Consider the following 21,715-nt stretch of genomic DNA (forward strand, 5'->3'; position numbering starts at 1 on the left):
TCCAAGAAACTCGCGCAGGCAGGGACGATGGCGACCAACAAGAAGAAGATTTTCGTTACACAAACTTTGTCGCAAGGGGCACGCGCCCTTCTCACCCAGCGGGACGATATCGAGCTCGTCGAGTTTCCGAACCTGATCTCGGCTGGGGATTTCGAGGCCTTGCTGAAGAGCCATGCGCCGGTCCACGGCGTGGCACTCGGCGCCACCGCTTTCGGCGAGACCGAGCTCGAGGCGTCCCGCGGCATGCAGGTGGTGACCCGCATCGGCGTCGGCTATGACGCCGTCGACGTGCCCGCCCTCTCCCGCCGCAAGGTGCCGCTGATGGTTGCGGGCAGCGCGAACTCTCCTTCGGTCGCGGAAGCGGCGCTGTTCATGATGCTGACGCTCGCCAAGCGTGCGCAGGAGTTGCACGCCTGCGTCAGGGACGGCAAATGGGCCGACCGGCTCGGCATGCTGCCGTTCGATCTCTACGGCAAGACCGTACTGGTCATCGGCTTCGGTCGCATCGGCAGCCGTACCGCCAAGCGGTGCCTCGCGATGGAAATGAACGTGCAGGTCTACGATCCCTACAAGCCTGCCTCTGAGATCAAGGCTGCCGGCTGCGAACCTGTCGCTGACTTCGATGCCGCCCTGCCTCACGCCGATTTCGTCACCATCCACTGCCCGAAGACGCCGGAGACGATCGGCTTGTTTGACGCGGCGCGGATCGGCCGGATGAAGCCGAATTCCTATCTCATCAACACGGCACGCGGCGGCATCGTCAAGGAAGCCGCGCTTTACGGCGCCCTGGTCTCCGGCAAGCTCGCCGGCGCCGGGATCGACGTGTTCGAGATGGAGCCGCCGCCGGTCAGCAATGCACTGTTCGCCCTGCCCAACGTCATCATCGCCCCGCACGTTGCCGGCGTGACAGTCGAGGCGGTCCAGCGCATGAGCGAGCAGACCGCGCGCAACATCCTAAGTGTGCTGGACGGCGATCCTATCCGGCAGAACGTCATCAATCAGGACGTGCTGGGCTGAACGAGCCCAAGGCGGGCGGGCAATACCGCCCGCCTTCGGAAGGCCAGAATGCGTCCCATTTTGGTGCAGATCGAGCCCCAACTCAGCCTTAATCAAGCGCGTGTAATGGAGCCGGAAGCGCGGCGGCAGTGGGACAGACTGGCCGTCGCGTCGAGCTGGAGGATGGACCCTTGTCAGAGATCGACCCGACCGACCACGCGCTGGCGACCATCGCCAGCATCCTGGAGAATCCCGAGCCCGTTCTCGTCATTCGCAAGACCGAAACCGAGATCGTGGTCGCCGGAGAGCGCGAGCACATCGACTCCGACGAACAGCAGGTCGTCGACGAATATTCGGTCGTCGACGAGCATCCGTCGGTCGACGAACATCCGTCAATCGAAGAGCATCCAGTGGTCGAAGAGCAGCCGCTGGTGCCGGAGCACACCGATGCCGACGGCTACAGCAAGGTCGGCCCCGGCCCGATGGTCGCGATCCGGCTGAAATGGACGGTCCATCGCGGCGATGACGACCAGTTCTACGTCCACGAGACCATCGGCGAGCAATCCGTCCCCGTGGTCAGCGGCCCCATGACGAGCGAGGCCGCGGTGCATTTCGTCGACACGCAGGAGGACGAGGCGCACCGGCGCTTCGAAGAGCTGCGCAGCGAGATCGCCGGCCGCAGCTCGCTCGCCGATTACGAGCGCAAGGGCGAAGCCTAGCGCTCGCGCGGGCCAAGAAAGTCCCGCTTCACCAGCTCGACGCCGGCGTGCCGCAACAGGTCGTAGGCCGTCGTGACGTGAAAGAAGAACTGGGGCACGCTGAACGTCAGCAGCAGCGTCCGCCCGGTGAACGGCAGCTCGGTGCCGTTCTTCAGCTTGAAGAAGAGATTCCGTTCCGCCGCCGCGTCGATCTCCGCGCGCGGCAGGCTTTCGATGAACTCGATCGCCGTCGCGATGCGCGCCTGGAGCCCGGCCATGTCGTGCTCCAGCACCGGCAGCGCCACAGGCTCGCGCCCGGCCAGCAAGGCCGGAGCAACCGTGGCATGACGGCAGGCCTCGCCGACCTGCTGCGCCAGATCGTACATGTTCGGCGCCATTCGCATGCCGAGCAGGATCGCCGGGTTGAACTTGCGGGCCTCGGCATAGGCAACGCTCTTGTCGAGCAGTGCCGACAGATTTCGCAAGTACGGCACGAAGAGGCCGACCGAGGCCTCGTACATCGAGATCGTCACCTCTGAATTCCCTTCAATTCCGCCTCGCCAGCGACGGGCATCTGGTCTAAATCCACACCTCAAGAGCTGCACAATGACAGCTCGGGCATGGGTGGAAAAGAGATGATCGTTCGAAGGGCTGTTCGAATCTTGGCGGCTGTGGCCGTGGCGTTGCTGGCAAATCTTTCGGCTCACGCGCAGCAGGCGCCCTCGCGCCTCGACGAGATCGTCAAGCGCGGCACCCTGCGCGTCGGCATGACCGGCGACTACAAGCCGTTCACCTATCTGGACAAGACCACGCAACAATTCAGCGGCTTCGACGTCGACATGGCGGAAGCGCTCGGCAAGGCGCTCGGGGTCAAGGTCGAGTTCGTGCCGACGGCCTGGCCGAAGCTGATGAAGGATTTCGAGGCCGACCAGTTCGACATCGCGATGGGCGGCGTCTCGGTCACGCTCGACCGGCAGAAGAAGGGACTCTTCTCGACACCGATCATGCGCGAGGGCAAGACGCCGATCACGCGCTGCGCCGACGTCGGCAAGTACCAGACGCTTCCGGACATCGACAAGAAGGGCACCCGCGTGATCGTCAATCCCGGCGGCACCAACGAGCGTTTCGCACGCGCCAATGTCAAGGACGCCGAGATCACCGTCTTCCCCGACAACACCGTGATCTTCGACGAGATCGCCAAAGGCAACGCCGATCTGATGATGACGGACGCCTCCGAGACGCGCTACCAGCAGAAGCAGCACGCCGGCGTGCTCTGCGCGGTGCATCCCGAAAAACCATTCGACTTCTCCGAGAAGGCCTACTGGCTCCAGCGCGACATGGCGCTGAAGGCTTTCGTCGACCAATGGCTGCACATTTCCATGGAAGACGGCAGCTACAAGAAGATCTACGCCGCCTGGTTCGACTGACATGCGAAGGGAATTGGCGGTCGCAATTGTGCTCGGGATCAGCGGGGTCCACGGTGCGCTCGCACAGTCGAGGTTCACACCCGCGACCGGGCCGGCATGCAAGGACGAGTCGACAAAAGAACTCAGTCTGTGGACCTGCCCGGGTCCGGCCGGTTACGTGGTGAGCTTTGCCGACGAAGGCAACATCGTATCGGTCACGATTGCGCCTCGGAGCAAAATCGAGAAGGTGTCCGGGCCGACCGCGCAATGGCGCGGCGCCGGCAAGTCGTTTGGCGAAAAGGTGCAATGGATCATGCGTGCCGGCATACCAAGGGCCGCGGTGATCCGCACCTGGCGACGGGTCGACGACGATGAGAAGGAGCTCCAGGAGCTCTCCGTGTTCGCGATCAGCGGCGCAAATGCCTGCCTCGTTGGTTCGGTCGATGTTCATGCCGATAAGGCGAACGACGTAGCGCTTGCCCGCGCCCAACAGGCGGCCAATGCGGGTTGTCCGCGGAAGTAGACGGGGCGCGCTGAATTTTCGCTGATCAGGCGCCGAGCGGGCGCCGCCCCGCCCAACTCCAGGCAGAGTTCGGCGTTATTGAACCAAGGTCGGCGCGAGCACGACTCATACCGAGAACAGTGATCTAGATCACTTTTTGCGATCGAGTCGGGGCGTAAGCGTCGGTCCGGGGACTATCTGCTCAGGAGATGGAAATGAGGAAGCTGTTGGCCGCGGCCGCATTCCTTTTGGCGAGTACAGCTGCTCAAGCACAGTACACTTTCGAATATGGCGGGCGCACCATCCGGATTGATCCGGACCGCGGCACGGTGCAGATCCCGGGCGTGTACGACAACACGGGCCAGGGCAAGGCCAAGAAGGCCAAGAAGAACGAGGCGACCCCGGGCCAGCAGGCACCGCAGCAAGCCACGATTGAGCCGCAAACGCCGGCCGCGCCTGCGGCTCCCGCCCCGACTGCCCCACCGTCCGCCGCCGCGCCTGCACCCGCTGCCGCAGCACCATCGCCGGCTCCGCCTCCGGCCGCGACCGCCAGCAATGCGCCGGCCAGCACAGCTGTCCTGCCGCCGCCCGCGCCCCCTCCGGCAGCTGCGCCGGTCGAGCAGCAGGCAGCTCCCGCAGCGGCCCCGCCGCCAGCTCCGACAGTGGCCGCGGCACCTCCGGCGGCCCCGTCTCCGCCGCCCGCGCCGGCCCCTGCCCCCGTTCAGGCCGCCGCCGTCGCGCCGCCGGCTCCCGCAGCCGCGCCCACGCGGGACCTCACTTCACCGCTCGGCGTTTGGCTCACCGAGGAGAAGGAAGGCAAGGTCCGCATCGAGCAATGCGGCAGCAATCTGTGCGGCTATTCGGTCGACAGCAAATCGAACCAGAATGGCGAGCAGGTTCTGATCAACATGAAGCCGAGCAAGGACCAGAAATGGTCCGGCCGCATCCTCGATCCGAACTCCGGCTCAACCTATGATTCGACGATCGCAATGAAGGGCACCGACCGCCTGCGCGTGCAGGGCTGCGCCTTCGGCGGCATGTTCTGCGGCGGACAGACCTGGACGCGGGTGAACTGAGTTTTGACTCGACGCTCTGATTGAGGAAGGGGCCCGCGATCCGGGCCCCTTTGCTTTTGCCCGGCTGTCGGTGCGAGGTGCACTAGATCACACAGCCTGCTGCTCGCGTGATAGCCCTCACATTGCCGGTTCCGCGCCCGTGCCATGTTCCCCGCATGGTCACCCACAGGGGCGTGTCATGAACGGCTTTCGCAAAGGTCTCTTCGCCACCATCGTCGCCATCGCCTTCCCGCTCGCGCAGGCTGATGCTGCGACAAGTACTTTCGACGGCACATGGAATGTCCGCATCTCGTCATCGAGCGAGACCTGCGGCAACGGCGCGACCGTCGCGATCGGCATCAACAACGGGCAGATCGCCTCGAGCAGCACCGCGGTGACGGCGTCCGGCCGCGTGGCGGACGCCGGCAGCATCAATGTCACCCTGAGCACCGGCATCAAGCGTGCCGTCGGCTTCGGACGGCTCAGCGGCACCTCGGGCTCCGGCACCTGGCGCGGGCCCCTGTGCACGGGGACGTGGACGGCGGAAAGGATGTAGGTTTGCCGTGCCCGGACGCGCCAGCGTTGCTGCGCAGAGCCGGGACCCAGCGCTGTTCGTGGTCTCAAATCCTGGGTCCCGGATCGGCGACGCCTCGCCTTCAGGCGACGCGTCTTGTACGGGACACGAGAAGCTAGCCCAACGCGGCTCCGTACTCTGCGTCAGTGACCGGCTCAAGCCAGGTCGAGTAGACGCCGTCGAGCGCTTCCTGCATGGCGATGTGGCACATGCCGTTGGTCGGCGATGCCCCGTGCCAGTGCAACTCGCCCGGCGGAATCCAGATGGTGTCGCCGGGACGGATCTCCCTGACAGGGCCGCCCTTGGTCTGCACGCGCCCGACGCCGGAGATGACGTAGAGCGTCTGCCCGAGCGGATGGTGATGCCAGTTGGTGCGCGCGCCCGGCTCGAAGGCAACGCGCGAGCAGTTCAGCCGTGCCGGCGCCGGTGCCATGATGACGGGGTCCTGCCACACGGTGCCGGTGAAGTTTTCCTTGGGCGCGCGGCGGGTCGGCCGCGTGCCTGCAACAGTGATCTCCATGGGGGTCCTCGCTTCCGTTACTTCTTGCTGGCGGCGTAGCGCGCCTTGGTCTCGGCGTTCATGGGATAGAGGCCCGGCAGCACCGCGCCGTTGTTCACCTCGTTGACGATCCAGGCTTCCATGCGCTCCTGCTCGACGCCCTCGTTGAGGACGTGATCGAGCATTGCCTGCGGGATCAGCACGCAGCCGTCCTGGTCGGCGACCACGATGTCGTTCGGAAAAACGGCAACTCCGCCGCAGCCGATCGGCTCGCCCCAGCCGACGAAGGTCAGGCCGGCAACGGAGGGCGGCGCGGCATAGCCGTCGCACCACACCGGAAGATTGGTGCCGAGCACGCCCTCGACGTCACGCACGACGCCGTCGGTGACGAGCGCGGTGACGCCGCGCTTCATCATGCGGGCGCAGAGAATGTCGCCGAAGATGCCGGCATCGGTGATGCCCATGGCATCGACCACGGCGATACATCCGTCCGGCATCGCCTCGATCGCGGTGCGGGTCGAGATCGGCGACGACCAGGATTCCGGCGTCGCCAGATCCTCGCGTGCCGGCACGAAGCGCAGCGTGAAGGCCGGTCCCACCAGGCGCGGCAGGCCCGGGCGCAGCGGCCGCGCGCCCCGCATCCACACATTGCGCAGGCCCTTCTTCAGCAGGACCGTGGTGATGGTGGCGGTGGTGATGCCGGCGAGGGTCTTGCGGGCTTCGGGGGACAGCGACATGGATGACAACGAGCTCCGGATGGCGGGAAAGAACGCGCGCATCTTGCGAGCCGCAGCTCTTGCGTCAAGGGCGAAGAGGCCACCAATAACGCAGGGCGGCTGAGCCGTTATGCGACGCGATAACAAGGCCTTATCGCGCCCCCTTGTATTAATTTATTGGACTAGCGGGCGCATTTGCGCGAAGCAGGACGAGGCGGAACTCCCACGTCGGGGGCCGCATTCCCGATTTCGACAGCTCTTCGACAGCTCATGGCCGCGACGCTTCCCCCGCCCCGCCTTCTGCCCAGTGGCGACAGCGCCGTCACGGTCGAGTTCAGCCGCACCATCGATGACGACGCCAACCAGCGCGTGCTGGCGCTGGACAAGGCGCTCGCGGCAAGCCCCATCGACGGCATCACCGAGACCGTGCCGACCTATCGCTCGCTGCTGGTGCATTACGATCCCGGCAAGATCGGTTTCGACGCGCTCGGCGAAAAGATCCTGCCGATCGCCACCCGGCCGTTACCGCCGGTGACCAAGGCACGCCGCTGGCGCATTCCCGTCGCGTATGGCGGCGAGCACGGCATCGATCTCGATGATGTCGCCAAGGCGCTGAACACCACGCCAGACGACATCGTCGCCCGTCACGTTGGCGGCGACTACAAGGTTGCCATGATCGGCTTCACGCCGGGCTGGTCCTATCTCAGCGGCCTCGACAAATCCCTGCACATGTCACGGCGGCAAAATCCGCGGCTGCTGACGCCCGCCGGCACGATCTCGATCGGCGGCATTCAGGCCGGGATCCAGTGCCTCGCCGCGCCGAGCGGCTGGCACCTGCTCGGCCGCACGCCAGTGCGGACCTATCAGCTCCACCGCAACCCGACCTTCCTCACCGAGCCCGGTGATCGCGTGACGTTCTTCGCCATCGACCACAAGACCTTCGACGAACTGGACCGCGCCGCGGAAGCCGGCGAGATCGTCGCCGAGCAGGTGGACGCATGAGCCGGCTCGTCGTCGCCAGCATCGGACCTGCAAGCTCCGTCCAGGATGGCGGCCGCCTCGGTGCGCAGCGCTATGGCTTGACGGTGAGCGGGGCGATGGATCGGCTGTCACTTGCCGCGGCGAATACGCTGGTCGGCAATGAGCCGTTCGCAGCCGCCGTCGAGATCGGGCCGTTCGGCGCCTCTTTCACCGCGCGTGATGGCGCCGTGCGCGTCGCGATTTCAGGCGCGCCGCGCAATGCGGACGTCGCCGGAAGCCCCCTCGCCATGGACAATTCGGTGACGCTGAAGGACGGCGAGACGCTGACGCTGGGCTTTGCCCGCAGCGGCGCCTTCACCTACCTGGCGATCGAAGGCGCCATCAAGGGCGAGCCGGTATTCGGCAGTCTCGCGGTCAATGCGCGCGCTGGCCTCGGCAGCCCCTACCCGCGCCCGCTGCAGGCCGGCGACGCGTTCAGCGTTGACGCCGCCAGCGGCGCGCCGGAGCTGCGGATCGAGCTGCCGAAGCCCGTGAGCGACCCGATCCGTGTGGTGCTGGGCCCGCAGGACGACGAGTTCGACGACGCCAACAAGGCGCTGTTCCTAGGAAGCGAGTGGAAGATCTCGGCGACTTCCGACCGCATGGGCTACCGGCTCGAGGGCCCCGCCATCAAGCATCTGCACGGGCACAACATCGTCTCCGACGGCACCGTCAACGGCAGCATCCAGGTGCCCGGCAACGGCGCGCCGATCGCGCTGATGATGGATCGCGGCACCTCCGGCGGCTATCCGAAGATCGCAACCGTGATCACGGCCGATGTCGGCCGCCTCGCGCAGACCTCGGCGGGAACGGCATTCCGCTTCAAGGCCGTCAGCATAACCGAGGCGCAGGACGAGGCGAAGAAATTCGCGCAACTGATCCGGACCCTGCCCGATCGCTTGCGCTCTTCCGATACCGTCGCGCTCAACATCGAGGCGCTCAGCGATGCCAACGTTGCAGGCTATGCGGTGAGCGCCGTCGATGCCGGGACGTGGCAGGTCACCGCGGAGCCTTAAGGCAACAACAAAACCAGAGGCGGAGAGCACCCATGAAGACAGTCGACCTTAATTGCGACCTCGGCGAAGGTTTTGGCGCGTGGGAGATGGGCAACGACGCCGCGATGATCGAGCTGGCAAGCTCGGTCAATGTCGCCTGCGGCTTCCATGCCGGCGATCCCGACATCATGCGCCGGACAGTGGAGCTGGCGAAGGCGCGCGGCGTCTCGGTCGGCGCACATCCTGGCTATCGCGACCTGCACGGCTTCGGCCGGCATCCGATCGCGGGGCTGAAGGCCTCTGAGATCGAGAACCTCGTCGCCTACCAGATCGGCGCGCTTCAGGCGATCGCGACCGCCGCCGGCCACAAGGTCACCCATGTGAAGGCGCATGGCGCGCTGTCCAATGTCGCTTGCGAAGACGACATGACGGCCAAGGCGATCGCGGACGGCATCAAGGCGGTCGATCCCAGCCTGATCTTCGTCGTGCTCGCCAATTCGAAGCTGGTGAAGGCCGGCGAAGCGGCCAATTTGCCGATGGTGCACGAGGTGTTCGCCGATCGCGCCTATGAGGACGACGGCAATCTCGTCTCGCGCAAGAAGCCCGGCGCGGTGCTGCACGATGCCAAGGCGATCGCCGATCGCGTGGTGCGCATGGTGCAGGACGGCGCGGTGGTGTCGGTGACCGGCAAGGTGATCAAGATGCGCACCGACACGGTCTGCATCCATGGCGACACGCCCGGCGCGGTCGACATCGCGCGCGGCTTGCGTCAGGCGTTGAAGGCTGCGGGGATCGAGGTCGCGCCGTTCAAGCGCGGGGCGTGAGGCACAACAGGTGCCGTAGGGTGGGCAAAGCGAAGCGCGCCCACCATCTCGTCGTATCAGAGAAAGCTGGTGGGCACGGCGCTACGCGCCTTTGCCCACCCTACGAGACCGTCAGAACGGATGCACCGACAACGAGCCGAGCACGATTGCCGCGATAACCGCAAACGCGCTGTAGAGCGCCAGATGATGGGCGTTGGCCCGGGTCTGCCGCGAGAGCGAGCGCGCGTAGAAATGCAGTCTGGCTTCCGCCGATAGTTCGCGCATGGTCGATCTCCAACGCCCCATTTGCGGGATTATGAGGGATCAACCAGGGCGGGAGGCAAGATGATATTGCAAATAGCGATGCGCCTGCTACGAAGCGGCGGCATCGCAGAGGTAAATTCTCTCCAGGCCTGGGTTCCGAGAATCTTATTCGTTCAAATCCGAGCCAGTTGGAACCGGCGAGATGACACCCGAATGACAACTCTCGTAGGGAGGGCAAAGCGAAGCGTGCCCACCACCTGTCTCAATCATGACGAGATGATGGGCACGGCGCGCGGAGAGCGCGCCTTTGCCCACCCTACGGCACCGAACTAATCGAAATGGGTTTCCTGCCCTGACCCACACCGCGTCTCAGTACACGTCAGCCTGGAAACGGCCGGTCTTCTTGAGCTCGGCGACAAAACTAACGGCCTCATCGGTCGAACGCGCGCCGAACTGGGCGACGATGTCGACCAGCGCGCGCTCGACGTCCTTGGCCATGCGCTTGGCATCGCCGCAGATGTAAAGATGCGCGCCTTCGGCGAGCCAGGTCCAGACCTCGCGGCCGACCTCGCGCATGCGGTCCTGCACGTAGAACTTCTTCTCGCCGTCGCGCGACCAGGCCAGCGACATGCGCGTGAGCAGGCCCGACGTCTTCATCGCGTTGAGCTCCTCCTGGTAGAAGAAGTCGCAGTCGCTGCGCTGATGGCCGAAGAACAGCCAGTTCTTGCCGGGCGCGCCGGTGGCCTTGCGGTCGAGCAGGAAGGCGCGGAACGGCGCGATGCCGGTGCCGGGACCGATCATGATGACGGGCGTCTTCGGATCCTGCGGCAGGCCGAAGCCGTGCGCCTTCTGCACGTACACCTTGAGATTCTCGCCCTCGTTGATGCGCTCGCCGAGGAAGGTCGAGGCGACGCCGAGACGCTTGCGCTTGCCGACGACGTAGCGCACGGAATCGACGGTCAGCGAAAGCTTACTGGGTGTTGCATTGTGCGAGGACGAGATCGAGTAGAGCCGCGGCTGGAGCGGCTCCAGCGCTTCGACGAAGGCCTCCGGATGCGGCCGCGTGCCGGAAAACTTCTGCAGCGCCGCCATCACGTCGAGGGTGGCGGCATCGCCATCGGGATCCTCCCCCTGCGCCAGCGCCCGCGCCTTCTCGCGCGCCGCGCCGCCGGTGATGAAGGAGATCAGCTCGAACAGCGTGTCGGGCGCCGGCCACAGCGAGACGTCGTCGATCAGCACCTCGCGCAGCGTCTTGCCGTTGACCTTGGTGGTGTGGGAGGCGCCGAGCAGGGCGATGATCTGGTCGACGAGGCCGACATCGTTGCGCGCGAACACACCAAAGCTGTCGCCGACGACATAGTCGAGCTTGCTCTCGGAGAGATCGAACTCGACGTGATAAGTTTCCTTCTCCGACTTCCCCTTGTTGAGCAGGCGGCGCGACAGGAAGGTCGCGGCAACAGGGTTGTCGCGCGAGCGGCCCGGCTCTGCGATCGTCACCGTCACGGCCGGCGCCGGAGCGTCCGGCTTGTCCGCCGCTTTGGCCGCCGGGGCCTTGTCGAGCTCTTCGTACAGCGACTTCAGCATCCGCGCGGTTTCCTTGCCGCCGGGGACGCAGAGATTGAGCCGCGCTTCGCTGCGGCTGGCGATCGCCTCCGAATAGTCGTGGCAATTGTAGCCGCACTGGCCGCAATCCTGCTGCGCCATCGCCGCCATCAACTTGCGGCGCACCGGGCGCCCCTCGGCGAGCTTCATCCGATCGGCGATCGGCATGGTCTGGTCATGCCAGGGCGCTTCGCCGTCGTCACCGTCGCCGGCAGCACCTTGCATGACGGCAGCGCCCTGCTCTGCCGACAGCGGCGCGGCGACGTCAGGCGACAGCAGCCCGGCGAAGAAGCCGTTCAGCCAGGAGCGCTGCGCATCGGAGAACGGTGCGCTGGCGGGAATGATGTCGAGCCTGGGCGGAGGGGTGATCTGGTTCATGCGGACACCTGTGCATCGGCAAGCTTGCGCAGCGTTTCGCCGTCATGGCGGCGCGCAAAGGAGAGGAAGGTTTCGTCGGGAGACGCGCGATGGGCGATATAGGCCTTGAGCAGTGCCTCGACCGTCTTTGGCGCATCGTCGGCCTTGAGGTCGTGATAGACCTCCTGGCCGACATCGGCGTCGGGGCCGAACCCGCCGCCGGTGAAGAGGTGATAGCCCTCAACGGTGTCGTCCTCGTTGACAGGCACGCGCGCACCGATCAGGCCGATGTCGCTGATGTAATGCTGCGCGCAGGAATGATGGCAGCCGGTGACGTGGATGTTGACCGGCTTGTCCATCGCCACGCGCGGCTCGCACCAGTCGCCGATCTCGGCGGCATGGCGCTTGGTATTCGCCGCGGCGAAGCGGCAGCCGGCATTGCCGGTGCAGGCGATCAGGCCGGCGCGGATATGCGAGGCTTCGACCGCGAGCCCGATCTGCTTGATGGCCGCGATGGCAAGCTCGACATTCTCGTCGCGCACGCCCGAAATCAGCAGGTTCTGCCAGACCGTGAGACGGATCTCGCCGTCGCCGAGGTCGCGCGAAACCTTGGCAAGGCCCCGCATCTGCTCGCAGCTGAGCTTGCCGAGCGTCAGTGACACGCCGAGCCAGTTGAGGCCGTCCTGCTTCTGCTTGTGCACGCCGACATGCGCCATGCGGTCTGCTGCGGGCCGCGGAAGAAATGCCTCTTCGGGCACGCGCGTGAACGGCGTCTTCAGCCGTTCCTCGACCAGCTTGAGGAAGCCGTCATGGCCCATGGCGTCGAGCACATATTTCAGCCGCGCCTTGTTGCGGTTGGTGCGGTCGCCATGGTCGATGAACACGCGCACGATGGCGTCGGCAACAGCAGTCGCCTGCTCCGGCTTGACGATGATGCCCGAATATTTGGCGAAGTCCTTGTGGCCGGTGATGCCGCCGAGACCGAGGCGGAACCAGATTCCGGGCTCGACGCCAAAACCGTCCTTCACCTCATAGGCCGTGAACGCGATGTCGTTGGTCTCCTCGAGCACGGCGATCCTGCCGGCCCCGTCGAAGGCGACGTTGAATTTGCGCGGCAGGCCGTAGAGCGAGCGATCGTTGAGGATGTGGTAGTGCCACTCGCGCGCATAGGGCCGCGTGTCGATGATTTCCTGCGGATCGATGCCCGCCGTCGGCGTTCCCGTCACGTTGCGAATGTTGTCGGCGCCGGAGCCGCGCGAGCACAGGCCGAGGTCCTGGATGCCCTCGATCAGCTTCACCGCGTTCTTCGGCGGGATCTCGCGCAGCTGGAGATTGGCGCGCGTCGTGACGTGGCTATACGGGCCGCACAATTCGTCGGCGAGATCGGCAAGGCCGGACATCTGCCAGTGCTTCATGATGCCGTTCGGAATCCGCAGGCGGCTCATATAGGAGTCCTGCGTCGGCGCGACGTAGAAGATGCCGTAATAGCGCCAGCGGAAATTGTCCGCCGGGCTCGGCGGCGTGTTGTCGTGCGCCTGCTGGCGCAGCCGCGGATAGGCATCGAAGGGATGCTCGTCGCGCTTGAACTTCTCCTGGTCGGCGAGCTTCTTGCCGGACGCGACGACCTTGTCCTGCGCCTTGATGTGCACGGCATCGGGACCGGTCGGCTCGGTGCTCGCCTTACCGGCGGCGGCGCCGCCGAGACCGCGCCCGACCTTGCTGATCTGCAGACCGGTCGTGAAGCCTTCGAGATAGCGTTTCTGCTCGTCGGTAAAGTCGACTGCGAGCGTATCGATTTTCATGGTCGGTAACGAAGCTCCTGCGGCCACCTCAGTGGCTTCGACGGAAATTGGCGCGACCCGCGAGCAACCTTGCTGGCCCTGAGAGCCGGCCTAGCCACCCAACGGTCCGATCAGCTTCGTTGCTGCGGGACTCGGCTCAGCAGGCACCTGTGACAAGCTGGCCGCACTGCAACATTCAAGTTGCGTGCCAGCTTGGCAAAAATGGAAAGCTCTGTCTTTTCAGCTGATTAGGCGCGTGCCCGGAAAATCCCGGGCTACGCACTTTCACGAAATTCGAGCACCCTGATCAATATTTAGGCGCTGAACTTGCGTGCTTAAAAACGATGCAGACTCGAATCAGGCCTTCCAGCGCCCGAGCTCAAAAGCCTCGAGATGCCCCCGGATGTTGTCGGGATCAAAAACTGGGCCGGCGAATGCCCCGAACGCGGCGGGCGCCTGCTCGGGCGGCCGGCGGCCGAGGGCCGCATCGTAAAGGTCGGGCCTGAACACGGCCATCGCCGTCTTGACACCCTCCGGACTGAGCGCGGTCTGCCCCCAACGCACCATCTGTGCGTAGAGCCAGGCGGCCTGAACCGGATCGGGGCGCCCTGCCTCCTCCCGCCCCACCAGAAGGTAGCGGCTGCTTTCGCGCAAGGTGCCATCAGGGGAAATCTTCAGGCGTCCTGTCAGGGTACGCTGGATGACCTCGGCGTCGACGCCGATCCGCTCGGGTTGCGCGAGGATATGCGCCGCCTCGGCGAGGTTCGCAGGGTTCTCGATGAACTCGGCCCCCTTCACCGCCGCGCGTATCAGGCTGGCGACCACGTCCGGATGCTTGTCGGCCCAGACCTGGCGAACCGCCAGCACCTTCTCCGCCGCATGCACCAGGATGTCGGAGACGAAATGCAGGATGTGACCGATGCCGAGATCGACCGCGACCGAATTCCAGGGCGCGCCGACGCAGAATGCATCGACATGGCCATTGGCGAGGCTGTCGACCATGTAAGGCGGCGGCAGCACCACGAGGCGCACGTCCTCGTCGGGATCGACGCCGGCCGCGGCCATCCAGAACCTCAGCTGGTAATTGTGGGTCGAGAACGGGAAGGTCATGCCGAAGGTGAGCGGCTCAGCCCCTGCCTTGCGGCGCTTGGCAACCACCTTCGCCAACGCTTTCGCCGTAGCGAGCGGATCGAAACGATCGCCCTCGATCTCCTCCATCAGCGCTGCGTGGAGCGCGGGCGAGACCGTGATCGCGTTGCCGTTGATGCCGAGATTGAAGGGCGCGGCGATCGGCACCTTGACGTGACCGAGCCCGAGCGAGGACGCAATCGCCACGGGCGCCAACAGATGCGCGGCGTCGAACAGGCCGATATTGAGCTTGTCGCGGACGTTGGACCAGGAGACTTCGCGCACCAGCTCGACCTCGAGCCCCTCGGCGGCGGCGAACCCCTTGTCCACGGCAACGATCATGGCTGCGGCATCGACCAGAGGAATGAACCCGATGCGGAGGGGAGCAGTCATTTCAGCATCTCCGACGCGGTGATGATCGACTGCGCGATCTCGCCGATTTTCTTCTTCTCGCGCATCGCCGTGGAACGCAGCAGCACATAGGCCTCGTCCTCGGTGAGGCCCTTCACCTTCATCAGGATGCCTTTGGCGCGTTCGATGATCTTGCGGTCCTCGAGCTGCGACTTGGTGCGCTCCAGCTCTTCCTGGAGCTTGGCGAAGGCGTTGAAGCGGGACACGCAGAGGTCGAGGATCGGCTTGATGCGCTCCTTCTTCAACCCGTCGACGATGTAGGCGGATACCCCCGCCTCGACCGAAGCCTGGATCGAGGCTGAATCGCTCTGGTCCACGAACATCGCGATCGGCCGTTTCACGGCGCGGCTGACCTGGAACATCGCCTCCAGCACGTCGCGGCTGGGGTTCTCCAGATCGATCAGGATGATGTCGGGGTCCACCGCATAAATACGGGCGAGCAGGCTCTGCATCTCGCGGATATGGACGACTTGCGTGAATCCGGCCTCCCGCAATCCCTCCTCCAGGATCGCAGCCCGGATCGGGCTTTCGTCGACGATTACGATTTTGGGCGACTGTTCGGCGCTCATAGCTCACTCACGGCAGGTGATTCATCCATAGCACGCCGGAACGACCTGCAAAGGGTTGTAATTGTGGGCAATTGGGACTAGCTCAGGCCGGTCAATCAGGCAGATCAGATATGGATCAGACGGCTGCACCCAAGGTCAGCTTCGTGTCGCTCGGGTGTCCCAAGGCATTGGTGGATTCCGAGCGTATCATCACGCGCCTGCGCGCCGAGGGCTATGAGCTCGCCCGCAAGCATGACGGGGCTGATATCGTCATCGTCAACACCTGCGGCTTCCTCGACAGCGCCAAGCAGGAATCGCTCTCAGCGATCGGCGAGGCCATGGCCGAGAACGGCAAGGTGATCGTAACGGGTTGCATGGGCGCGGAACCCGAGCAGATCGAGCAGGCCTATCCCGGCGTGCTCTCCATCACCGGCCCGCAGCAATATGAGAGCGTCCTCGACGCCGTGCACCGCGCGCTGCCGCCCGCCCACAATCCGCATCTCGACCTGTTGCCGCCTCAGGGCATCAAGCTGACGCCGCGGCACTACGCGTATTTGAAGATCTCCGAAGGCTGCAACAACCGCTGCACCTTCTGCATCATCCCGAAGCTGCGCGGCGATCTGGTCTCGCGTCCGGCCAATGACGTGCTGCGCGAGGCCGAGCGTCTCGTCGGCGCCGGCGTCAAAGAATTGCTGGTGATCTCGCAGGACACCTCGGCCTACGGCGTCGATCTCAAATATGCCGAGAGCCCGTGGAAGGATCGCCAGGTCCGCGCCAGATTCCTCGATCTCGCACGCGAGCTCGGCGAACTCGGCGCCTGGGTCCGGCTGCAATATGTCTACCCCTACCCGCATGTCGACGAGGTCATCGCGCTGATGAACGAGGGCAAGGTGCTGCCCTATCTCGACATCCCGTTCCAGCATGCGAGCCCCGAAGTGCTGAAGGCGATGAAGCGTCCGGCGGCGCAGGACAAGACGCTGGCGCGGATCAAGCGTTGGCGCGAGGAATGTCCGGATCTCGCTTTGCGCTCGACCTTCATCGTCGGCTTCCCCGGCGAGACCGACGCCGACTTCGCCTATCTGCTCGACTGGCTGGACGAAGCCGAGATCGATCGCCTCGGCTGCTTCAAATACGAGCCCGTTGCCGGCGCCACGTCGAATGCGATCGAGAACCCCGTGCCGGAAGAGATCAAGCAGGAGCGCTACAACGCGCTGATGGCGCGTCAGCAGAAGATCTCCGCGCGCCGGCTCAAGCGCAAGGTCGGCACGCGCCAGCAGATCATCATCGACGAGGTCGGCCCGACGGTGGCCAAAGGCCGCTCCAAGGCTGATGCGCCGGAAATCGACGGCGCGGTCTACCTCTCGAGCCGCCGCCCCTTGCGCGTCGGCGAGATCGTCACCGCGAAGATCGAGCGCGCCGACCAATACGATCTGCACGGCAGCGTCGCGGGGTTCTGAGGCACTCCGTCATTGCGAGCGTAGCGACGCAATCCAGAATCCCTCCGCGGGAACAGCCTGGATTGCTTCGTTCGCTTGACGACGTTGAGGCAGTCACGCCAGCCATTTCGGCACCCAGCGCTCGGGGCGCGGCGCCCGCGCGAGGTCGGCCTGTGCTTCGGACAATGTCGCCGGCTCGCCGTCGATCGTCGGGCGTACATCGTATTCGAAATTGGGCATGACGCGGCCGTCCGCATAGAGCCCAAAATTCATCGCGTACCACAGCCCAAGCTCGGGCTGCGCACGGCGCATCTCCTCGCGCAGATCGCGCAGCAGGGATTCGATCGAAGCAGCTTCCTCGAACGGTTGCGGTCCGCGCGTGAGCACGCGCGCCGCGTATTGCTTGCCGACGATCGCGACCTCGAAGCGCGTCTGGTCCCAGGGCTTCTTGCCCTTGGGCAGATGCGCGGCCAGCCGCCAGCCGAGCTCGGCCATCAGCCGGTGATTGGCCCAATAGTCCTCGCGATCCCGGCTCCATTTTTCCACGAAGCCGCGGAAGTCGGGTAGCTCCGACGAATTGTCGTCGGGCGTCGTCGGCTCGCCATGCGGCCGTCCGGCAAGCCACCGCGCGAGCTCGACCGTCTGACACTCGACCTCGTCATGCGGCTTGAGATCGCTCCAGGCATTGTCGAATTGTTGCGACGTCAGTTTGGCGAGCAGACCATCGAGGCTCGGCGCCAGCAATTCGTAGTCGCCTTCCGACCCCAGTCCCACGATCGGCGGATTGTCGCGGTCGAGACCTGCGCCGTACCAGCCGCCGACGGCCGAACCATCCGGCAGCCGCATGAACAGCGAAAACCTGTCCCGCAAGGAACTGCCGTCGATGATCGGCGCGTGATCGGAGAACTGCCCCTGCAAGGAGAAGCAGCCGACGCTGCCCCACGGGCGCCCGTTGAGCCATGCGGCAAAGTCGACCAGTAGCGGAGGCGCTTCGATGCCCGGCGGAAACGCGCCGCGAATGCTGTCGAGGTCGATCGGATAAGGCGTATCGGACAAGGCTGAAAACTGTCTGGTTGGTCCCGTCCCTCTTGGTCTGAGCCGTCATGCATTCGGTTCGAACCAAGTCGAGTGCTTCGATCACAAACACGCTAGAGACGCAATGGTTTCGGCGCGGTACACAATGAAATACGACGAAACATCAGGAATTTGGTTCAAGCTGTCCGCAATCGGCCTCACCATGGCCCTGCTCGCGCTGTCCGCGCCCGCTGCGGCGCGATCCCCGTCGGCCGCACAGCTGCGTCAATGGTGCTACGAGGACGGCGACGGGGTCAGCGAGGAGGAGCGCTTCGAGGGTTGTTCGGCCATGCTCAAGGCCAATCCCAACGATGTGCATGCGCTCGCCAATCGCGGCGAGATGCTTCGGCGAAAGGGCGACGTCGCAGGCGCGCTGGCGGACTTCAACCGTGCGATCAGGCTCAATCCTGGACATCCCGACCTGTGGTACAACAGGGGCATTGCCCATGACGATCTCGGTGATAAAGATCGTGCCATTGCCGACTACACGCGGGCCATCCGGCTGAATGCCCGCGACCCGCTCTACTACAACAATCGCGCCAACTCCCTCATCGACAAGAACGACTACGAGCGTGCGATCGCGGACTACGACCAGGCCATCAAGCTCGATCCGGAATTTGCGCTCGCCTATTACAACCGGGGCACGGCGTATCGCGAGCACAGCGAGGCCGACCGCGCCCTCGCCGATTTCGACATGTCGATCAAGCTCGATCCCATTTACGGCCCGGCCTATGGCAACCGCGCGCGCATCTTCCGCGATCGCGGCGACCGCGCCCGTGCGCTGGCCGATTTCGCCAGATCACTCCAGCTCGACCCGAACAACGACCGCGATTTCTATGCCCGCGCGAACATGTATTTCGACGAGCACGACTATGCGCGGGCGCTGGAGGACTACGACCGCGCCATCGAGGCGAACGCGAGCTATTCCGGCGTGTTCAACTCGCGCTGCATGACCCACGCGATCCTCGGCCACCTGCAGGAGGCGCTGGCCGATTGCGAGCAGTCGCTGAAAATGGCTCCCAACAATCCCGAGACGCTTGACAGTCGCGCCCTCACCTATCTCAAGCTCGGCAATCTTGACGCGGCGATTGCCGACTATGACGCGGCGCTGAGCGCAAAACCCGGCTACGACAGCTCGCTCTACGGCCGCGGACTTGCGAAGCGGAAGAAGGGCGACAACGAAGGCGCCGAGCGCGACATTGCGGCCGCCAAAGCGATCAAAGCCGGCATCGCCAATGAATTCGCGTATTACGGCATTCAGTGAAGAAGCCGCCCATCGGCGGCGACTGACACACGCCCGACGGGCATTTTGCAAAACACCCGCTTGACAAGTCCTGCCATTCGGCTGTACGGACGCGCCCCATGATCAACTCTCGGACCCACCTGCGCACCGAAATGCTCCGTCGTCGCTCCCGCGACGATGAGAGGGTGCGCCATGTCCGACGACGCCGCTGAACCACTGAATTCAGCTGAAGTCTTCGAGAAGGCCGCACCCGCAAGGTGCGGCCTTTCTGCTTTTTGCGCCCGTTTTCCACCCGCCTCCAGAGGAGTTCGACATGACCACCGCCACCCATCCGTATGACGCGCTGATGGACATCACCGCACGGCCCAAGGCCGTGTTTGTCCGCGGCGCCGGCTCCTACCTCTGGGACGACGGTCGCAAGCGCTATCTCGATTTCGTGCAGGGCTGGGCCGTGAACTGTCTCGGCCACTCGCCGCCGGCGGTTGCCGACGCGCTGACCGCGCAGGCCAAGCGGCTGCTGACGCCGAGCCCGGCCTTTTACAACGAGCCGAGCCTCAAGCTCGCGCAGTCGCTCGTCGCTGGCAGCGCCTTCGACCAGGTGTTCTTCGCCAATTCCGGCGCGGAAGCCAACGAGGGCGCGATCAAGCTCGCGCGGAAATATGGCAGCCTGCACAAGGGCGGCGCGTTCGAGATCATCAGCTTCGAAGGCGGCTTCCACGGCAGGTCGTTGGCGACGATGTCGGCCTCGGGCAAGAAGGCGTTCGAGCCGCTGTTCGAGCCGAAGGTCGCCGGCTTCAAGAAGGCGAAGCTCAACGACATCGCCTCGGTCGAAAGGCTGATCAACGACAACACCGTCGCGGTGATGCTTGAGCCGATCCAGGGTGAATCAGGCGTTTGGCCCGCGAGCGATCAGTTCCTGCAGGAGCTGCGCGCACTGACAGAAGCGCATGGCCTCTTGCTGATCTTCGACGAGATCCAGACCGGTATGGGCCGGACCGGCAAGCTCTTCCACTACGAGCATACCGGGATTTCGCCCGACATCATGACGCTCGGCAAGGGCATCGGCGGCGGCGTGCCGCTCGCCGCCCTGCTCGCCACAGAACGCGCCTCCTGCTTCGAGCACGGCGACCAGGGCGGCACGTTCAACGGCAACCCCATCATGTGCGCGGCGGGGCTCGCGGTGCTCCAGGAGGTCAGCAAACCGGACTTCCTCAAGGCGGTCACCGAGACCGGCCTGCTGCTCGAAAGCGAGCTGCAGAAGGTCTCGGCCCGGCATGGCCTCGGCGGCGTACGGGGGCGCGGCCTGCTGCTCGCGCTCGACCTCAAGCTGCCGATCGCGCCCGGCATCGTCGCGCAGGCGTTCGAAGCGGGCGTGCTGCTGAACGCCCCGCAGGTCGACACCCTGCGCTTCATGCCTGCCCTGAACGTCGCGAAGGCCGAGATCGCCGAGATGATCGACTGTCTCGACGGGATCTTGACGAAAGCGGGTGCGGCACGACGGGTGGCGTAGGGTGGGCAAAGCGAAGCGTGCCCACGTCTTCTCTCTTATGAAGTGATCGTGGGCACGGCGCTTCGCGCCTTTGCCCACCCTACGAGATCTCGACCGTGAAGGCGAGTTATGGCTTCAAGATCGACGCGCCCGTGGTCTTCCGACTCTCGAGATCGATATGCGCTTTCGCGGCGTCCTTGAGCGCGTAGGCGTGGTTGATCGGCACGTGCAGCTTGCCGTTGATGACGGCGGCAAACAAGGTGTCGGCGCCTTCCAGCAGCTCCTTGCGCGTGCCGACGTAGTCGTTGAGCTTCGGCCGCGTCGCGAACAGCGAGCCGTGATTGTTGAGCTCGGCGATCGCAAACGGCGGCACCGGGCCTGAGGCATTGCCGAACGAGACGAACATGCCGCGTGGCTTCAGGCAGGACAGCGAGCCCGGAAAGGTCGCCTTGCCGACGCCGTCATAGACGACGTCGCAGCCCTCGTTGCGACTGATCTGCTTGACGCGCGCGACGAAGTCCTCCTCGTTGTAGAGAATGACGTGGTCGCAGCCATTGGCCTCGGCAAGCTCGGCCTTCTCACGCGAGCCGACGGTGCCGATCACATGAGCGCCGAGCGCCCTCGCCCATTGGCAGGCGAGCAAGCCGATGCCGCCGGCGGCCGCATGGACCAGCACGCGATGATGCGGCTCGACCTTGAAGGTCTTGTGCAGGAGATACCAGACGGTCAGCCCCTTCAGCATCAGCACGGCGCCCTGCTCGTGGGTGATGTGGTCGGGCAGCTTGACCAGCTTCTCCCAGGGGATGTTGCGCTCGCCGGTATAGGCGCCGAGATTGTGGTAGTAGGCGACGCGGTCGCCGGGATGGAAATGCGTCACGCCCGGCCCGACCGCGACCACCTCGCCCGAGGCCTCGTTGCCGGCGATGAAGGGCAGTCCGGGCGCCTTGTAGAGGCCGGTGCGGTAATAGACGTCGATGAAGTTCAGGCCGACCGCGTGCTGGCGGATGCGCACCTCGCCGGGCCCGGGCGCCGGCACGTCGACGCTCTCATAGACCAGGGCTTCGGGGCCTCCGACCTTGTGCACACGGACGGCTTTGGTCATCACCTGACCTCCTCTT

At 65.0% G+C, this 21,715-nt stretch carries 22 protein-coding genes; 12 read left to right on the forward strand and 10 right to left on the reverse strand.

Annotated features, from left to right (window positions below):
* Positions 1–27 precede the first annotated feature (27 nt).
* A complete protein-coding gene (locus IVA81_RS39690; RefSeq protein ID WP_247329723.1) occupies positions 28–1,017 on the forward strand; it encodes a hydroxyacid dehydrogenase in 990 nt (329 codons plus the stop codon).
* 170 nt (positions 1,018–1,187) lie between these two features.
* Positions 1,188–1,715 (forward strand): hypothetical protein, encoded by a 528-nt coding sequence (locus IVA81_RS39695; protein ID WP_247329742.1) that lies wholly within the window; start codon positions 1,188–1,190, stop codon positions 1,713–1,715.
* Here the strand turns inward: IVA81_RS39695 and IVA81_RS39700 are convergent.
* Positions 1,712–2,215 carry a DUF1993 domain-containing protein gene (locus IVA81_RS39700; protein WP_247330327.1) on the reverse strand — a complete coding sequence of 168 codons (504 nt, stop codon included), beginning with the start codon at positions 2,213–2,215 and terminating at the stop codon, positions 1,712–1,714. The genes IVA81_RS39695 and IVA81_RS39700 overlap by 4 nt on opposite strands.
* 114 nt (positions 2,216–2,329) lie before the next feature.
* Between IVA81_RS39700 and IVA81_RS39705 the strand changes: the two genes are divergently transcribed.
* The 4 genes from IVA81_RS39705 (at position 2,330) to IVA81_RS39720 (ending at position 5,213) form a co-directional block, all read left to right on the forward strand.
* A complete protein-coding gene (locus IVA81_RS39705; RefSeq protein WP_247329748.1) occupies positions 2,330–3,121 on the forward strand; it encodes a transporter substrate-binding domain-containing protein in 792 nt (263 codons plus the stop codon).
* Between the two features lie 13 nt (positions 3,122–3,134).
* A complete protein-coding gene (locus IVA81_RS39710) occupies positions 3,135–3,623 on the forward strand; it encodes a hypothetical protein (RefSeq protein ID WP_247329769.1) in 489 nt (162 codons plus the stop codon).
* Between the two features lie 194 nt (positions 3,624–3,817).
* A complete protein-coding gene (locus IVA81_RS39715; RefSeq protein WP_247329774.1) occupies positions 3,818–4,678 on the forward strand; it encodes a DUF2147 domain-containing protein in 861 nt (286 codons plus the stop codon).
* Between the two features lie 178 nt (positions 4,679–4,856).
* Positions 4,857–5,213: a hypothetical protein gene (locus IVA81_RS39720; RefSeq protein WP_247329777.1), complete on the forward strand. Its 357-nt coding sequence runs from the start codon at positions 4,857–4,859 to the stop codon at positions 5,211–5,213.
* A gap of 133 nt (positions 5,214–5,346) precedes the next feature.
* On the opposite strand, the gene IVA81_RS39725 is transcribed toward IVA81_RS39720, so the two are convergent.
* Both IVA81_RS39725 and IVA81_RS39730 read right to left on the reverse strand, forming a co-directional pair.
* On the reverse strand, positions 5,347–5,751 hold the full coding sequence (locus tag IVA81_RS39725; RefSeq protein ID WP_247329780.1) for a cupin domain-containing protein: 405 nt from the start codon (positions 5,749–5,751) through the stop codon (positions 5,347–5,349).
* Positions 5,752–5,768: 17 nt separating this feature from the next.
* Positions 5,769–6,467, reverse strand: a complete 699-nt coding sequence (locus tag IVA81_RS39730; RefSeq protein WP_008129640.1) for a ribonuclease activity regulator RraA — start codon at positions 6,465–6,467, stop codon at positions 5,769–5,771.
* Between the two features lie 249 nt (positions 6,468–6,716).
* Between IVA81_RS39730 and pxpB the strand changes: the two genes are divergently transcribed.
* From pxpB to IVA81_RS39745, 3 genes are read left to right on the forward strand one after another with little or no spacing between them, the layout of a single operon-like run.
* On the forward strand, positions 6,717–7,448 hold the full coding sequence (pxpB, locus tag IVA81_RS39735) for a 5-oxoprolinase subunit PxpB (RefSeq protein WP_247329801.1): 732 nt from the start codon (positions 6,717–6,719) through the stop codon (positions 7,446–7,448).
* Entirely contained in the window at positions 7,445–8,482 is a 1,038-nt protein-coding gene (locus IVA81_RS39740; RefSeq protein ID WP_247329803.1) for a biotin-dependent carboxyltransferase family protein, read from the forward strand. The genes pxpB and IVA81_RS39740 overlap by 4 nt, the downstream gene beginning before the upstream one ends.
* A gap of 32 nt (positions 8,483–8,514) precedes the next feature.
* Positions 8,515–9,285 (forward strand): 5-oxoprolinase subunit PxpA, encoded by a 771-nt coding sequence (locus IVA81_RS39745; RefSeq protein ID WP_247329806.1) that lies wholly within the window; start codon positions 8,515–8,517, stop codon positions 9,283–9,285.
* A 111-nt stretch (positions 9,286–9,396) separates the two neighbouring features.
* On the opposite strand, the gene IVA81_RS39750 is transcribed toward IVA81_RS39745, so the two are convergent.
* The 5 genes from IVA81_RS39750 to IVA81_RS39770 form a co-directional block, all read right to left on the reverse strand.
* Positions 9,397–9,549 (reverse strand): hypothetical protein, encoded by a 153-nt coding sequence (locus tag IVA81_RS39750; protein WP_198172553.1) that lies wholly within the window; start codon positions 9,547–9,549, stop codon positions 9,397–9,399.
* Between the two features lie 348 nt (positions 9,550–9,897).
* Complete coding sequence (locus IVA81_RS39755; protein ID WP_247329809.1) at positions 9,898–11,508, reverse strand: sulfite reductase subunit alpha; 1,611 nt, start codon at positions 11,506–11,508, stop codon at positions 9,898–9,900.
* A complete protein-coding gene (locus IVA81_RS39760) occupies positions 11,505–13,289 on the reverse strand; it encodes a NirA family protein (RefSeq protein ID WP_247329811.1) in 1,785 nt (594 codons plus the stop codon). The genes IVA81_RS39755 and IVA81_RS39760 overlap by 4 nt, the downstream gene beginning before the upstream one ends.
* A gap of 336 nt (positions 13,290–13,625) precedes the next feature.
* Positions 13,626–14,789 carry a CmpA/NrtA family ABC transporter substrate-binding protein gene (locus tag IVA81_RS39765; protein WP_247329814.1) on the reverse strand — a complete coding sequence of 388 codons (1,164 nt, stop codon included), beginning with the start codon at positions 14,787–14,789 and terminating at the stop codon, positions 13,626–13,628.
* Positions 14,786–15,376, reverse strand: a complete 591-nt coding sequence (locus tag IVA81_RS39770) for an ANTAR domain-containing protein (protein ID WP_008564898.1) — start codon at positions 15,374–15,376, stop codon at positions 14,786–14,788. The genes IVA81_RS39765 and IVA81_RS39770 overlap by 4 nt, the downstream gene beginning before the upstream one ends.
* 110 nt (positions 15,377–15,486) lie before the next feature.
* Between IVA81_RS39770 and rimO the strand changes: the two genes are divergently transcribed.
* Positions 15,487–16,812: a 30S ribosomal protein S12 methylthiotransferase RimO gene (gene rimO / locus IVA81_RS39775; RefSeq protein ID WP_247329817.1), complete on the forward strand. Its 1,326-nt coding sequence runs from the start codon at positions 15,487–15,489 to the stop codon at positions 16,810–16,812.
* A gap of 93 nt (positions 16,813–16,905) precedes the next feature.
* Here the strand turns inward: rimO and IVA81_RS39780 are convergent, their stop codons facing one another.
* The gene (locus IVA81_RS39780) at positions 16,906–17,847 is read right to left on the reverse strand and encodes a hypothetical protein (protein WP_247329820.1); all 942 of its coding nucleotides are present in this window, start codon (positions 17,845–17,847) and stop codon (positions 16,906–16,908) included.
* 124 nt (positions 17,848–17,971) lie between these two features.
* Here IVA81_RS39780 and IVA81_RS39785 point away from each other — a divergent pair, with 124 nt between their 5' ends.
* Positions 17,972–19,129 (forward strand): tetratricopeptide repeat protein, encoded by a 1,158-nt coding sequence (locus tag IVA81_RS39785; RefSeq protein ID WP_247329823.1) that lies wholly within the window; start codon positions 17,972–17,974, stop codon positions 19,127–19,129.
* A gap of 292 nt (positions 19,130–19,421) precedes the next feature.
* Positions 19,422–20,618: an acetylornithine transaminase gene (locus IVA81_RS39790; RefSeq protein ID WP_247329826.1), complete on the forward strand. Its 1,197-nt coding sequence runs from the start codon at positions 19,422–19,424 to the stop codon at positions 20,616–20,618.
* 106 nt (positions 20,619–20,724) lie between these two features.
* On the opposite strand, the gene IVA81_RS39795 is transcribed toward IVA81_RS39790, so the two are convergent.
* A complete protein-coding gene (locus IVA81_RS39795; protein ID WP_247329829.1) occupies positions 20,725–21,699 on the reverse strand; it encodes a quinone oxidoreductase in 975 nt (324 codons plus the stop codon).
* Positions 21,700–21,715: the final 16 nt, after the last annotated feature.

The organism is Bradyrhizobium sp. 141, from assembly GCF_023074055.1.
Taxonomy (GTDB): domain Bacteria; phylum Pseudomonadota; class Alphaproteobacteria; order Rhizobiales; family Xanthobacteraceae; genus Bradyrhizobium.